Source organism: Streptococcus sp. 27098_8_148, from assembly GCF_041432105.1.
Taxonomy (GTDB): domain Bacteria; phylum Bacillota; class Bacilli; order Lactobacillales; family Streptococcaceae; genus Streptococcus; species Streptococcus parasanguinis_AE.
The window spans coordinates 14,217-28,028 of sequence record NZ_JAPVYY010000011.1; the positions used below are offsets into that span (position 1 = coordinate 14,217).

Sequence of the window (13,812 nt, forward strand, 5' to 3'; positions counted from 1 at the left end):
AGAATCTGTTGTTTTTCGCAATTCGCCTTTGTGTAACCGATTTCTGTATGGTATACTACTATTGTAAGTGCAACAGATATAGTTGCTAGAAAGACAATAGAGGAAAATAAAAATGGTTGTTAAAACAGTCGTTGAAGCACAAGATATTTTTGACAAAGCCTGGGAAGGCTTCAAAGGTGAAGATTGGAAAGAAAAAGCAAGCGTTTCTCGCTTCGTTCAAGCTAACTACACACCATATGATGGAGATGAAAGCTTCCTAGCTGGTCCAACTGAACGTTCTCTTCACATCAAAAAAATTGTTGAAGAAACAAAAGCTCATTATGAAGAAACTCGTTTCCCATACGATAACCGTCCAACATCTATCGCTGATATCGCAGCTGGATATATCGACAAAGAAAACGAAGTCATCTTCGGTATCCAAAATGATGAATTGTTCAAATTGAACTTCATGCCTCGTGGTGGTATCCGTATGGCGGAAACTACTTTGAAAGAAAATGGATACGAACCAGATCCTGCAGTTCATGAAATCTTCACAAAATACGTTACAACTGTAAACGACGGTATCTTCCGCGCTTACACTTCTAACATCCGTCGTGCTCGTCACGCTCACACTGTAACTGGTCTTCCAGATGCTTACTCTCGTGGACGTATCATCGGGGTTTATGCTCGTTTGGCTCTTTATGGTGCTGACTACTTGATGGCTGAAAAAGCAAACGACTGGAACTCTATTACTGAAATCGATGAAGAATCAATCCGTCTTCGTGAAGAAGTAAACCTTCAATACCAAGCACTTCAAGAAGTTGTTAAATTGGGTGACCTTTATGGTGTAGACGTACGTCGTCCTGCCTTCGATACAAAAGAAGCGATCCAATGGACAAACATCGCCTTCATGGCTGTCTGCCGTGTGATCAACGGTGCTGCTACTTCTCTTGGACGTGTGCCAATCGTTTTGGATATCTACGCTGAACGTGACTTGGCTCGTGGTACATTTACTGAATCAGAAATCCAAGAATTCGTTGACGATTTCGTTATGAAATTGCGTACTGTTAAATTTGCTCGTACAAAAGCTTACGACCAATTGTACTCAGGTGACCCAACCTTCATCACAACTTCTATGGCTGGTATGGGTAACGACGGACGTCACCGTGTTACTAAGATGGACTACCGTTTCTTGAACACTTTGGACAACATCGGTAACTCTCCAGAACCAAACTTGACAGTTCTTTGGACTGACAAATTGCCATATAGCTTCCGCCGCTACTGTATGCACATGAGCCACAAACACTCTTCTATCCAATACGAAGGTGTAACAACAATGGCCAAAGACGGATACGGTGAAATGAGCTGTATCTCATGTTGTGTATCTCCACTTGACCCAGAAAACGAAGAACAACGCCACAACATCCAATACTTCGGTGCTCGTGTTAACGTGCTTAAAGCTCTTCTTACTGGTTTGAACGGTGGTTACGACGATGTTCATAAAGACTACAAAGTATTTGACATCGATCCAATCCGTGACGAAGTTCTTGAATTCGAATCTGTTAAAGCAAACTTCGAAAAATCTCTTGACTGGTTGACAGACACTTACGTAGATGCTTTGAACATCATCCACTACATGACTGATAAGTACAACTACGAAGCAGTTCAAATGGCCTTCTTGCCAACTCACCAACGCGCAAACATGGGATTCGGTATCTGTGGATTTGCCAACACTGTTGATACATTGTCAGCAATCAAATACGCTACTGTTAAACCAATCCGTGACGAAGATGGCTACATCTACGACTACGAAACAATCGGTGAATACCCACGTTGGGGTGAAGATGACCCACGTTCTAACGAATTGGCAGAATGGTTGATCGAAGCTTACACTACTCGTCTTCGCAGCCACAAACTTTACAAGAACGCTGAAGCTACAGTTTCACTTCTTACCATCACTTCTAACGTTGCTTACTCTAAACAAACTGGTAACTCACCAGTCCACAAAGGGGTATACCTCAACGAAGATGGTTCTGTGAACTTGTCTAAATTGGAATTCTTCTCACCAGGTGCTAACCCATCTAACAAAGCGAAAGGTGGATGGTTGCAAAACTTGAACTCACTTGCTAGCCTTGACTTTGGTTATGCAGCTGATGGTATCTCACTCACTACTCAAGTTTCACCACGTGCTCTTGGTAAAACTCGTGACGAACAAGTTGATAACTTGGTAACCATCCTTGATGGATACTTCGAAAACGGTGGACAACACGTTAACTTGAACGTTATGGACTTGAACGATGTTTACGAAAAGATCATGTCAGGTGAAGACGTCATCGTTCGTATCTCTGGATACTGTGTAAACACTAAATACCTCACTCCAGAACAAAAAACTGAATTGACACAACGTGTCTTCCACGAAGTTCTTTCAATGGATGATGCCTTGAACTAAGATTCAAATAGATCTTAAAAAACCAGTCGGAAACGGCTGGTTTTTTTCATCCCCATCGCAAGAGTATTCTGAATTTTGAAAGAGTTTAAGAGCTTACTATATAGGGTTTGACAGCGCTTTCTCCAAGTGTTATAGTAGAGCTGTAAATAAGATAGAAGGGGTGATCCTATGTTTTTAACATTTATTTTCGCTATTATTTGGCTCTTTATCCTGATTGCACTGATCTTTTTAGCAACCCTTCTCGTCCAGGATAGCACTGTGCAGCACCACCACCCGAGTTAACGAAAAAGCTAAACGAATAGCTCTCTAAAAAGAATTCATAAGGACAAGAAACAAACTAGAATTGTAAGATTTTAGTTCTGTCTCTCGTCCTTTTTTGCTATAATAGAAACAGATTATTTAGTAAGAAGGATATTATGGAAGAGTCAAAACAGATCAACCAAGTGATCGACGTCCTGATGTTAGCCGGAACCCTCCTGATAGAGAGCGGTTCTGAGATTCACCGGGTCGAAGATACCATGATCCGGATCGCCCACTCACAGGGAATCGTCGATTGCAATGTTTTAGCGATGCCAGTCGCTATTTTCTTTTCAATTGAGAATGCCAATGTCACACGCATGAAACGGATCTTGCGGACCAATTACAATATCGAAAAGGTCTGTGATGTCAATCAGATCTCTCGTCAACTCGTCTCTGGAGAGATCGATCTCGAGCAAGCCTACCAGGCCCTGAGCGAGTTGAAAATGAAGCGCGTTCCTTATACCAATCTTCAGTTGACCATTGCGGCAACCCTCAGTGCCCCTTTCTTCTCCATCATGTTTGGAGGAAATTTCTATGATGCGATTGGAGCAGGTATTGCGACTATCTTTGCCTTTGCTTTTTCTCTTGTCGTTGAGAAATACGTTCGCATTCCTTTTGTCACTGCCTTTGCGGCCGCCTTTGTCTTTGGTTTTTTGGCCCATATCTGGACGCGCTATAGTGGTTTTCCTTCCAATACCGATCTCATTATCGCAGGCTGTGTCATGCCCTTCGTTCCTGGAATCGCTATGACCAATGCCGTCCGCGATCTGATGAATTACCACCTCAACTCTGGGATGAGCAAACTCTTTGAGACTCTTCTCATTACTCTTGCACTTGGTGCCGGTACAACCGTTGCCCTCGTCCTTATGAAATAAAATCATGAACCTAACTGAATTTTTAATCCAAGCGGTGGCCAGTTTGATTGCCATCATCACCTTTTTAATTGTCCTAAATGTGCAGCGCTCCATGTTGATTCCTGGAGGAATCCTCGGTATGGGCATCTGGCTACTTTACTATATCCTGAAAGGGCCTACCAATGTCATCGTTGCAACCTTTATCGCCGCCATTGTCGGCTCCTGTATCAGTCAGATTTTAAGTATTATTCTCAAGACGCCTGTCGTGGTCTTTATGTTGTCCATTCTAGCCCCATTGGTTCCTGGATATATTTCCTATCGAACCACTTCCTTCTTTGTCAGTGGGCAATATCGCCAGGCAGTAACCAGCGTGACCCTGGTGGTTATTCTTGCCTTGGTGATCTCCATCGGGATGGCTAGTGGATCTGTCGTTTTGAAACTCTACCATTCTTATCAACGCCATCAAAAAAGAAAAATGACCAATGCCAACTAGCATTGGTTTTTCAAAACTTATCTATGTAATCGCTTGTATTTTTGTTTAAAAGGAGTACAATGATAGTGAAATAACAAATCCTTTAAAGGATGCGAGGTGCTGTAGGATGGTAAACAAGTATATCAAGTATCTTCCTTGGATGATCCTAGGAGCCCTCCCCTCCTATCAATCAGCAACTATCTATGCCCGTAATTCATTTGACTTGTTCTATCTGACCTTGAACTTTCTGATTGTGTACATCGCTTTAATCGTCTTCTACGAAAATGTTCTAAGAGACAAATGCAAAGAACTCTTCATACGAATCATGAGCAATCCTAAAAAAGATAAGCAAGGATAAGAGTTGAAAAGCCATCTGAGGATGGCTTTTTCTTATAGATTTTCTATTTTTTATTTGAAACATTGCAAAATCGGTCCCGAGAATGATTTCCTTGCTGATCTAGCTTTTTCAAGGGAGTTTTACCCTTAAATATGGTAAAATAGTAACGAAATATACTAGTAGATATCAAATAAAAAAGAGGTTAAGAATGACAATTGGGATTGATAAGATTGGTTTTGCGACGAGTCCTTATGTCTTGCGTTTAAAAGATTTGGCTGCTGCTCGTGATACTGATCCCGAAAAACTGAGCAAGGGTCTTCTCTTAAAAGAACAAAGTGTTGCACCGATCACAGAAGACATCGTCACATTGGCTGCTACTGCAGCAGATGATATTTTAACAGACGAAGATAAAGAAGCGATCGACATGGTGATTCTTGCGACAGAATCTGGAATTGACCAGAGTAAGGCTGCTGCTGTGTTTGTCCATGGCTTACTAGATATCCAGCCTTTCGCCCGCTCTTTTGAGATGAAAGAAGCCTGCTATGCTGCGACTGCTGCCTTGGATTATGCTAAACTCCATGTTGAAAAATTTCCACAGAGTAAGGTTTTGGTCATTGCCAGTGACATTGCTAAATACGGAATTGGAACTCCTGGAGAACCAACACAGGGGGCTGGAGCGGTTGCTATGCTGATCAGCCAAAATCCTCGTATTCTATCTTTTAACGATGATAATGTTGCCCAAACACGCGATGTCATGGATTTTTGGCGTCCAAATTATGCGACAACTCCCTTCGTGAATGGGATTTATTCAACGCAACAATATCTAGATTCTCTGAAAACAACCTGGGCGGAATACCAGAAACGGACTGGCCTTACCTTGACAGACTTTGCGTCCGTCTGCTTCCATTTACCTTATCCAAAATTAGCTCTCAAGGGCTTGAAAAAAATCTTGGATAAGTCAGTATCAGAAGAGAAAAAAGATCAATTACAATACAACTTTGATCAATCGATTCTATACAGCCAACGCGTGGGAAATATCTACACTGGATCTCTTTTCCTAGGCTTGCTATCACTACTGGAAAATCGTCCCCAACTCAAAGCCGGGGACCGAATCGCCCTCTTTAGCTATGGAAGTGGAGCAGTTTCTGAGATCTTTAGTGCCAATCTCGTTCCTGGTTTTGAGCAACTCCTAGATCACAAACGTATGGACAAACTAGATCAACGGACGGTTCTTAGTGTTGCTGACTACGAACGACTCTTTTATGAGGAAGTAGATCTAGACTCTAGTGGCAATCAAGTGTTTGAACCTGCTACGCTTCAAACTTATGCTTTGACAGAGATCAAGGAACACCAACGCACTTACCAGAAAGTAGAAAAATAATGGCACGATTACCAGGTTTTGCAAAACTTTCTCCCACAGAACGCATAGAGGCCTTACTGAAGGAAGGCCTCTTAACTTGGGATGAAGCACAGATCTTAAAAGAACAAAAGGGACTTCCCCTTTCTATTGCAGATCAATTGACGGAAAATGTCTTGTCGACTTTTGACTTGCCTTTTAGTCTCGCTCCTTATTTTCTGATCAATGGTCGTGACTATGTCCTTCCTATGGTCACAGAAGAGCCTTCCGTGGTTGCAGCTGCCAGCTTTGCGGCCAAGCTCATCCAACGTTCGGGCGGTTTCACCACCCAAGTGCACCAACGCCAAATGATCGGTGAGATTGCTCTGACAGATGTTACGGATGTGAAAATGGCTAGCAAGCGCATCCTAGAAGACAAGGAAACTCTTCTTCAGCTGGCTAATGAAGCCTATCCTTCTATCGTCAAGCGTGGAGGCGGAGCGAGGGATCTTTGGGTCGAAAACAAGGGGAACTTTCTCATTGTCTACTTGGCTGTCGATCCTAAAGAAGCCATGGGAGCCAATATGCTCAACACGATGCTGGAAGCTCTGACTGATCGTATCCAGGAACTCTCTGGTGGTCAGGCCTTGATGGCAATTTTATCCAACTTGGCCACTCGCTCTTTGGTGAGTGCACGGTGTGCCATCGATTTTAAAGCACTGAGTCGAAATCCTGAGGAAGCCATTGAGATTGCCCACCGGATGGAGCTAGCTAGCCAACTGGCTCAAGTGGATCCTTACCGTGCAGCCACTCATAACAAGGGGATTTTTAACGGGATTGATGCCCTGGTCCTTGCGACAGGTAATGACTGGCGGGCCATCGAAGCAGGAGCCCATGCCTATGCCGCACAAAGTGGCCCATACAAAGGCTTGAGTAGCTGGACAAGTCAGCCAGAAGAGAAAAAACTCTATGGAGAGATCACCCTACCAATGCCAGTTGCAACAAAAGGAGGCTCCATTGGCCTCAACCCTACAGTTCAAGTCAGCCACCGTTTACTAGGAGAACCTTCTGCTATCGAATTAGCAGGTGTCATCGCGTCGCTCGGTTTAGCGCAGAATTTCGCCGCCTTGAAAGCCCTCGTGACTACAGGGATCCAAGCAGGACACATGAAGCTCCAAGCACGCTCTCTAGCCCTGCTAGCAGGAGCTAAGGAAGAGGAAGTTCCCCGTCTGGTCAGCCAACTCCTTGAAAACAAACCCTTCAATTTAGAAAAAGCACAAACACTCTTACAAGAATTGAGAAAATGAAAGAACTAAGACGCACGTCTTAGTTCTTTTGTGTTTGAAAAATTTGCCTTATTGTTTTAAAAATGGCAAATCGGGCTCTTTCTTGGTATAGAGCACCACTTCGATAAAAGTCCCTACTTGGACGGCAAAGAGCAGTCCGACGAGAAGATTAATCCGATGGTCTGTTTCATAAAACGGAGAGTTCCATAAGAAGTGATTGGCTACTGTCGAGAGAACACACCAAAGCCCAAAGAGTTTTTCCTTTTGCTGGGTTACTTGAGACAACAAGAGGAAGATACCAACAGATACAACAGCTGTATAGAGGGCATGTGAAGCTAATCCACCAGAAATCCGGTTAATGGCCTCAGTAACGGCAGCTAATTGGCTGGATTTTGTTTGGCGGGCAACGTACCCTAAATCCTCAATGATTTGAAAACCAAAGCCAGAGCCCAAACCTGCAATTAGAATCGCTTTTAGATCTTTCTTGCCAACCATCAAGACAACCCAAAAGGCAACCAGAGCCTTAAAGAATTCCTCTGAAAACGGGGCCGTCAAAGCATCGGTCCACTTGTTAAAGACAGTGGCATCCTTGATCACATGGCTATTCATAATATCAATCAAGCTATTGCCTGAAAAGCTCAACCAGCCTGCTACGAAGGCTCCTCCAAACATGGCAATCCATAGGATGTAGGTCGGTACAGACAACTGCTTGGTCAATCGTTTTGAAAAGAGATAGAGTGGGATAATAATAGCAGCTAAGACCGACAAGTTTAAGACCAAATCTCTGCCGGCAGACTGGCTAAATTCTTGTTGAGAAAGATGACCGAGTTCAAACTCCAAGCCAATTCCTGCAAACAGTAGAAAAAGATAGATTGAGGCTCTTTGAATTTTAGTCATCTTGTTTTCCTCCCTTTTGTTTCTTTGAGCGAATCAGGTAGATCACAATCGCTAGAAGGGTTGCCCCGAACAAGCCTGCTGCTAGAATGTAATCATAGTCAAAATCAACGAGATCAATCTTCTCTTCATAAGCAGCATCTTCTTCGTCATCTAGATCCTGCAGGGCACTTTTTCCGTGTTCATCTGCTACCTTTTGTTCTGCTTCTTTTCTGATTTCTTGCAAGCGTTCGAAGGTTTTCTCAGCTCTTGCCAAGCTTTCCTCTGTTGCCTTCTCACTAGCTTCTTCAGGCTGAGAAGCAAGGGCAATTTGTTCCTTATCACTCAGATCTTGTTCGACCATCCACTGAGACTCCAACCGTTCCATTTCAGTACGAATCGCCCCATCTTCGAATAAATCTGGATACTTGGCCACAAGGTCATTGATTCTTGAAATGGTCCAATACCAAGAGCGATCATTGTAATGATCCCCTAATTCTTGGTAGGCTTGATAGGTGTTGAGAATATTGCCATAGTAGGGTAGATATGGAGCATTTCGTGGACTACCCATCGACAGCCACATGGTGCCCCCACCCGCACTCGCTGGGACATCGTCTTTCAGTTGGAAAATATGGGCCTCCATGACATTTGGATTGGAAATAGGGTATTTATAAACCGCATCAAACTCCCCTTTTTTCGGAATACCTTTTCCATCCAGCTCCATTTGATCCTGTGGTTTATATTTGGTTCCTTCCAAACGATTGCGTTGGAGATTCATAGCATCGCGGAGAGTTAATTTCCGATCGGTTGTATGAAGAAGGTCAAAGGACGCATCGTCATATTTAACAGGAGAGCTTGGGTCTAGCGATTTGATTCCCGACCAAACCCGAGAGCGATCTGCTTCTTGCAAAGGCGGATTATAGGATTGAGAAACGTGGAATTTTCCGTCCACTTCCTTATAGCTATTGGCTTCTTTGGCGACTTTTTCAAGATCTTTTGAAGCGATCGTGCGTTCGGTATCCGACAGATCTACATGCCCTAAGAAGAAGGTATTTGGAAAGACAGCAAATCGATCCTCTGGGAAGAGAATCGCTGCATATTGATGGCCAGATAGGATTTCCATATACCAGACGCCTTCTTTATCGGCAATGGTCACAATATTTCCTTCTGCAGCGCCTTTTTCTTCGACGATTTTAGCAATGAGTTCAACCCCTTCTCTTGCGGTTTTCACACTAGGGAGAACGATACTAGTCAAGCCCGATTCTGCGAGGCCATCCTTGACATAGGGATCCACTTTTTGGATCTTGTCATTTGCTGAAGCAGATACAGTGGCAGAAATGGAAACCCCATATTCATTGAATCCTGCTTCGTCAAAAATCCCCTGATCAGGAGTGACATCTGGGACTGCTGTGTACTTATAGCTAATTTCTGGCAAGGGATATTGAAAACCGTTGGCAGCATCCTCAAAGATGGCTCCCTTTTTATTGTAGACACGCTCTCTGACCACAAAATTTTTATTATGGTTGGGCTCTAAATCTTCGGTACGACCTACCAAGGTCGAACCGTCGGCAGTCAGTTTCTTCCCGATGATGAACCCCGTACAAGCCTCAACAGGTTGAGCAATCAACAAAAGCGGAAGCAAGGCTGCTACAGCTGATCGAAAATAGTGCTTCTTCATCCTAAACTCCTTTTTAAAAATGTTTTTCCTTATTTAGTATACTCTTTTACAAGCCTGTTTTGCAAGCGATTCCAGTAACCGTAAACGATTCGTAAACTATCAGAATTTTTGAGGAGAACACTTTTTAAAAAAAGAAAGGATTGGCTTATTTTGCCAATCCTAAACGAATAGGAACTAATTTTTAAGTAAAATAAGTTAAGTGATTCTTCAAAGAACTATAAAAGAGTTCTAATTTTCAAAATGAATCATAATATACGAAAACTTTCCGCCGTGAGAAAAGTGCCTGAAACGTTTTTGTTTCAGGCACTCGGGAGTTTTGAAACCTTAGGTTCAAAACTAAGTCATGGAACTTCGTAGAAGTTCGCTGACGTCCGTACTCACCTAAGGAAAGTTTCTAAAATGATTTTTCTTCATTTTTTCTGTTGCTGAGCTTGCCACAACTTTCCATAAAGGAGATAGTCGACTTCACGGACCTCTTTCAGGTTCTGACAACCGAGCGCACAAAGGAGCAATCTGAGGTCTTCTTTCCAGCCTTGGACAATGGCGATCACTTCTTCAATGCTCTTAGTCTCTACCATCTCAAGAAAAACGCGGGATAGTCCTACGCCACGCGCTCCAAGGACTAAGGCCTTGACCATATCAAGGGGATGACGGATGCCCCCGCTTGCGAGGATCTCAATCTGATCCATCTGATCCTGTAACTGTAAGAGACACTGCGCAGTTGATTGTCCCCAATCATCCAGATAAGCACGATTGCCACCACGACGATTCTCAATATAGGCAAAACTAGTGCCACCACGACCAGAAATATCGACGGTTTTGATCCCAGCTTCTAACGCTGCCTGAACTGTTTTGGGATCCATACCAAAGCCAACTTCCTTCAGGACTACAGGTACAGGAAAGCCCTGCCCATAGCTCTTTAGATGGTCTTTCCAAGTGTGGAAAATCCGCTCCCCTTCGGGCATGAGCAACTCTTGCGTCAGATTTACATGGACTTGAAGAAAGAGAGGGTGTAGCTCCTCCACTGTTCGCAAGCCCAGATCTGGCTCTTTATCGATGCCAATATTGGTCGCTAAAAGAAGACGAGGATGGTCTTTTTGGACCGCATACGATTGATCGTTCGGATCCTTCAGCCCTGCGCTGTAAGAGCCAGTCACAAAGAGAATCCCACAGGCTTCGGCTACTGCTGCCAACTTTTGATTGATCTCTTTGGCTCGTTTACTCCCGCCTGTCATGGCATTGATGTAAAAAGGAAACTCCCAATCACGCCCTGCGAAATGGGTTGTCAAATCAATCTCCGCTAGATCCACAAGGGGGAGGGATCGGTGAATCAGCTCGATCTCATCAAAGCTATTATAGGAGGAGCTTTGCTCCAAGGCATAACGAATATGCTGGTCTTTTCGATTTTCGCTCACGAATCTCCCATCCTTTCTTGGTAAATGACTTCAATATTCTTTTCCTTCCAGCGCTTTATCAAGATCTGAGTCTCAACTGGATCAAAACTAAGGGCGATCCCACAGTCGCCTCCTCCAGCACCACTGGATTTGGCACAGGCAAAAAGGCCCTCTGTCGCTTGCTGTAGAACTTTCAGAGCCGGGGTATAGATCAGATGGTTCAAAGACTTTAGGTTCTTATCGGCGCGTTTGATACTGGTCTCAATGTCCTTTTGGTTCCCTTCACGGAGGCCTTTTTCAAGATTCTTCACTGCGCTCTGGCTCTCCTGAAGAAATTCTTCCTTGATCGCTCCCTTGACCTGGCGGATCAAATCACTTGAAATCGCTGGTTCCTTGGTCCAACCAACCAGAAAATCATAAGAGATGGCTGGCTGGATCGAGCAGATCTGGTAGTCCCAATCCAGGTCTAAAACTTGTGAAAGAGGCTGAGAAGTCAAGACTTCATGCAACCAAGCCCGATCAAAGGATTGGTAATAAATCAAGTCCTCGTAAGCGATACAAGCCAAATCGCCCATGGAACCATTGTCCCCTCTTTGCACCAAGACCACTGCTGCTAGTCGAAAGAGCAGATCTGGATTTAAGTCTAACTCATACAGAGCAGCCATGGCCTTGATCACGAGCAAGACCACACTTCCGCTGGAACCAATCCCATACTTTTTCCCCTCTTCGCCCAGTGTTCCTCTAAGGTAAAGATCAAAGGGTTTAGGGGCTATCCCCTGATCTTTCAGCCACTCTTCCATAAGCTGAATAGTCTCTTGAATCAAGGCGTAGTCCTTATTTGGGGTCAAATCTACCTTGTAACCAAAAAGGTCTGAGGCTAGCTGGTAGGCTGTTGCTTCTTGGATGGTAGCTGATAGATAAATGGGGATAAACTGAATCACTGCCCCATAGCCAGGCGTTAGCACCGCGTATTCTCCAGCTAGATAGAGCTTGCCTCCGGTCTGTACCTGATACTTAGTCTTCATCTTGAGGATCCTTTGTTTTAGATACGATGGTCCGATAGCGGTCGTCAAATAAAGGCATCAGCTGATCCAAGTCTTCTTCTAAACAGAGAACCTTAACGTTTGGCCCTGCATCCATGGTGAAGTAACAAGCATGGCCTGCAGCGCGAAGCTCACGGACAAAGTCCATAGCTTTGTGGCTTTCTTCTGTCAAGTAGCTAAAGGCTGGAGTGGCTGTTCTAGTCGTCGCATGCATAGCAAGGGCATTGCGCTCTGTCAGCTGACCGACCTGTTCAAAATTATTGCCAGCTAGATAGTCCAGCATATCCTTATAATCTTGTCTAGACTCTTCGATCCATTCTTTGAAATTAGTCGAAGTCTCCATGCAGCGTTTCATCCCTTCCCGGCTGGAAACGGGCTTTTGCTTGTCATTGAGAACCAGCATGATCATAGCCAGTTTCAGGTCTGTTTTAACCTTATAAATCTCTCCACTTTCTTTGTCCCAGGCCGCTAAAGGGCCAAAGAAAGACCGTGAAGAGGAACCCGAAGCAAACTTGGCTTTTTGAGCTAATTCCTCCTGGCTCAAGCCCAAATCATAGTACTGATTGCAAGCCTTGACGAGAGCAGAGAGCCCACTCGAGCTAGAGGACAAGCCTGCTGCGGTTGGCATGTTGTTGCTGGTATCCACTCGAACAAATCCCGCTTCATTTGCTGGCTTCAAGCCATCAATCACAGCTCCAATTTTGGCTTGCTCAGCTGGATTTTGGAATTCCCCATCGATGTAAAATTCATGCGCAGTCGCATCTGCTGGTAAGGGAGAGAGACTGGTCTCTGTATACATATTTTCTAAGGTCAACGAAATCGAACTGGTCGAAGGGACCATCTGTTTGGCATCTTCTTTTCCCCAGTATTTGATAATCGCGATATTGGCATAGGACTTAGCCTTTACAGGTTTTCGATCCATGTATGGTGCGCTCCTTCTTTTTCTAATGCATGGGCAATGGTTGCTGCTTCACGAGAATCCTTGACGAGGGCAATCACACAGCCACCAAGACCGCCTCCGCTCATTTTAGCGCCTAAGGCCCCATTTTCAAGGGCAACGGCGACCAGATGGTCTGCTTTTTCACAGCTGACACCGACGGCTCTCAAGTGCTCATGGCAAGTAGTCAAAGCCTGTCCTAGGTTCGTTAGATCATTCATTTTCAGAGCCTCTTCCACCTGCTGGGTCAACTGACCAATCTCATGGAAATGGGACAAAACTTCCTGCCCCCTGGCTTCAACCTTTTGAATCGCCTCACGGGTATTGCCGTGAATTCCCGTATCCGCAATCACCAAGCTCGCTTTTATACCCAGCTCTAGCGGGTAAAAGCCGACATTCCGGATGAATTTAATGGCTTGATCACTCAAACAAGTCTTGGCATCGAGCCCGCTTGGATTCATATGGGCAATGGTTTCTGCTCGATTGACCAGGATTTCTAAGGTCTCATCATCCAGCTCCTCTTGATAATAGTCAAAAACTGCACGAATAGCTGCGATACTGACCGCCGCAGAGGACCCCATCCCCCGTTTTTCCGGTACCATAGACTGAATCCGGCAGCGAATCCGGGCCTCTTTAATCCCGAGGTGCTCAAGAGACGCAAAAACCGCCATGGACAAGGTGTCGTCTTCAAACAAAATCCATGGACTGTCTGCTGGGATAATCTGGCAGGTCACTTCGATATGATGGAGAGGCAGGGCAATAGCTGGATAGCCATAGACCACCGCATGCTCTCCAATTAAGATAATTTTACTATGCGCCCTTCCGACGCCTATCTCTTTATGCATATTCATCTCGCTCTATTAAGGTCATTACT

The 13,812-nt window shown here is 44.5% G+C and carries 12 protein-coding genes; 6 read left to right on the forward strand and 6 right to left on the reverse strand.

All coding sequences use genetic code 11. The features are described 5' to 3' along the window. The first annotated feature begins 112 nt into the window (after positions 1 to 112). The 6 genes from pflB (at position 113) to O3646_RS08780 (ending at position 7,034) form a co-directional block, all read left to right on the forward strand. Complete coding sequence (pflB, locus tag O3646_RS08755) at positions 113 to 2,428, forward strand: formate C-acetyltransferase (protein WP_031575567.1); 2,316 nt, start codon at positions 113 to 115, stop codon at positions 2,426 to 2,428. 416 nt (positions 2,429 to 2,844) lie between these two features. Next, a complete protein-coding gene (locus O3646_RS08760; RefSeq protein ID WP_049474350.1) occupies positions 2,845 to 3,603 on the forward strand; it encodes a threonine/serine exporter family protein in 759 nt (252 codons plus the stop codon). A 4-nt stretch (positions 3,604 to 3,607) separates the two neighbouring features. After that, positions 3,608 to 4,075, forward strand: a complete 468-nt coding sequence (locus tag O3646_RS08765) for a threonine/serine exporter family protein (RefSeq protein ID WP_003005049.1) — start codon at positions 3,608 to 3,610, stop codon at positions 4,073 to 4,075. A 106-nt stretch (positions 4,076 to 4,181) separates the two neighbouring features. Further along, the gene (locus tag O3646_RS08770) at positions 4,182 to 4,412 is read left to right on the forward strand and encodes a hypothetical protein (protein ID WP_155170243.1); all 231 of its coding nucleotides are present in this window, start codon (positions 4,182 to 4,184) and stop codon (positions 4,410 to 4,412) included. Between the two features lie 187 nt (positions 4,413 to 4,599). After that, positions 4,600 to 5,772 carry a hydroxymethylglutaryl-CoA synthase gene (locus O3646_RS08775; RefSeq protein WP_134974643.1) on the forward strand — a complete coding sequence of 391 codons (1,173 nt, stop codon included), beginning with the start codon at positions 4,600 to 4,602 and terminating at the stop codon, positions 5,770 to 5,772. After that, positions 5,772 to 7,034, forward strand: a complete 1,263-nt coding sequence (locus tag O3646_RS08780; protein ID WP_134974644.1) for a hydroxymethylglutaryl-CoA reductase, degradative — start codon at positions 5,772 to 5,774, stop codon at positions 7,032 to 7,034. The genes O3646_RS08775 and O3646_RS08780 overlap by 1 nt, the downstream gene beginning before the upstream one ends. 48 nt (positions 7,035 to 7,082) lie before the next feature. On the opposite strand, the gene O3646_RS08785 is transcribed toward O3646_RS08780, so the two are convergent. From O3646_RS08785 to mvk, 6 genes are all read right to left on the reverse strand, one after another. Continuing rightward, complete coding sequence (locus O3646_RS08785; RefSeq protein ID WP_155170245.1) at positions 7,083 to 7,910, reverse strand: PrsW family glutamic-type intramembrane protease; 828 nt, start codon at positions 7,908 to 7,910, stop codon at positions 7,083 to 7,085. Further along, positions 7,903 to 9,564 (reverse strand): C69 family dipeptidase, encoded by a 1,662-nt coding sequence (locus O3646_RS08790; RefSeq protein ID WP_031576305.1) that lies wholly within the window; start codon positions 9,562 to 9,564, stop codon positions 7,903 to 7,905. Before O3646_RS08790 ends, O3646_RS08785 begins: the two co-directional genes overlap by 8 nt. Positions 9,565 to 9,974: 410 nt before the next feature. Continuing rightward, positions 9,975 to 10,979 carry a type 2 isopentenyl-diphosphate Delta-isomerase gene (gene fni, locus O3646_RS08795; RefSeq protein ID WP_371610788.1) on the reverse strand — a complete coding sequence of 335 codons (1,005 nt, stop codon included), beginning with the start codon at positions 10,977 to 10,979 and terminating at the stop codon, positions 9,975 to 9,977. Next, complete coding sequence (locus O3646_RS08800; RefSeq protein WP_155170247.1) at positions 10,976 to 11,983, reverse strand: phosphomevalonate kinase; 1,008 nt, start codon at positions 11,981 to 11,983, stop codon at positions 10,976 to 10,978. The genes fni and O3646_RS08800 overlap by 4 nt, the downstream gene beginning before the upstream one ends. After that, positions 11,973 to 12,923 (reverse strand): diphosphomevalonate decarboxylase, encoded by a 951-nt coding sequence (gene mvaD, locus O3646_RS08805; protein WP_155170249.1) that lies wholly within the window; start codon positions 12,921 to 12,923, stop codon positions 11,973 to 11,975. The genes O3646_RS08800 and mvaD overlap by 11 nt, the downstream gene beginning before the upstream one ends. Next, positions 12,905 to 13,783, reverse strand: a complete 879-nt coding sequence (gene mvk, locus O3646_RS08810; protein WP_173018906.1) for a mevalonate kinase — start codon at positions 13,781 to 13,783, stop codon at positions 12,905 to 12,907. Before mvk ends, mvaD begins: the two co-directional genes overlap by 19 nt. Positions 13,784 to 13,812 lie beyond the last annotated feature (29 nt).

Excerpts from the sequence above, each read along its gene's own strand:
- pflB (WP_031575567.1), top strand. The coding sequence starts at position 113 with ATGGTTGTTAAAACAGTCGTTGAAGCACAAGATATTTTTGACAAAGCC.
- O3646_RS08760 (WP_049474350.1), top strand. The coding sequence starts at position 2,845 with ATGGAAGAGTCAAAACAGATCAACCAAGTGATCGACGTCCTGATGTTA.
- O3646_RS08765 (WP_003005049.1), top strand. The coding sequence starts at position 3,608 with ATGAACCTAACTGAATTTTTAATCCAAGCGGTGGCCAGTTTGATTGCC.
- O3646_RS08770 (WP_155170243.1), top strand. The coding sequence starts at position 4,182 with ATGGTAAACAAGTATATCAAGTATCTTCCTTGGATGATCCTAGGAGCC.
- O3646_RS08775 (WP_134974643.1), top strand. The coding sequence starts at position 4,600 with ATGACAATTGGGATTGATAAGATTGGTTTTGCGACGAGTCCTTATGTC.
- O3646_RS08780 (WP_134974644.1), top strand. The coding sequence starts at position 5,772 with ATGGCACGATTACCAGGTTTTGCAAAACTTTCTCCCACAGAACGCATA.
- O3646_RS08785 (WP_155170245.1), bottom strand. The coding sequence starts at position 7,910 with ATGACTAAAATTCAAAGAGCCTCAATCTATCTTTTTCTACTGTTTGCA.
- O3646_RS08790 (WP_031576305.1), bottom strand. The coding sequence starts at position 9,564 with ATGAAGAAGCACTATTTTCGATCAGCTGTAGCAGCCTTGCTTCCGCTT.
- O3646_RS08800 (WP_155170247.1), bottom strand. The coding sequence starts at position 11,983 with ATGAAGACTAAGTATCAGGTACAGACCGGAGGCAAGCTCTATCTAGCT.
- mvaD (WP_155170249.1), bottom strand. The coding sequence starts at position 12,923 with ATGGATCGAAAACCTGTAAAGGCTAAGTCCTATGCCAATATCGCGATT.
- mvk (WP_173018906.1), bottom strand. The coding sequence starts at position 13,783 with ATGCATAAAGAGATAGGCGTCGGAAGGGCGCATAGTAAAATTATCTTA.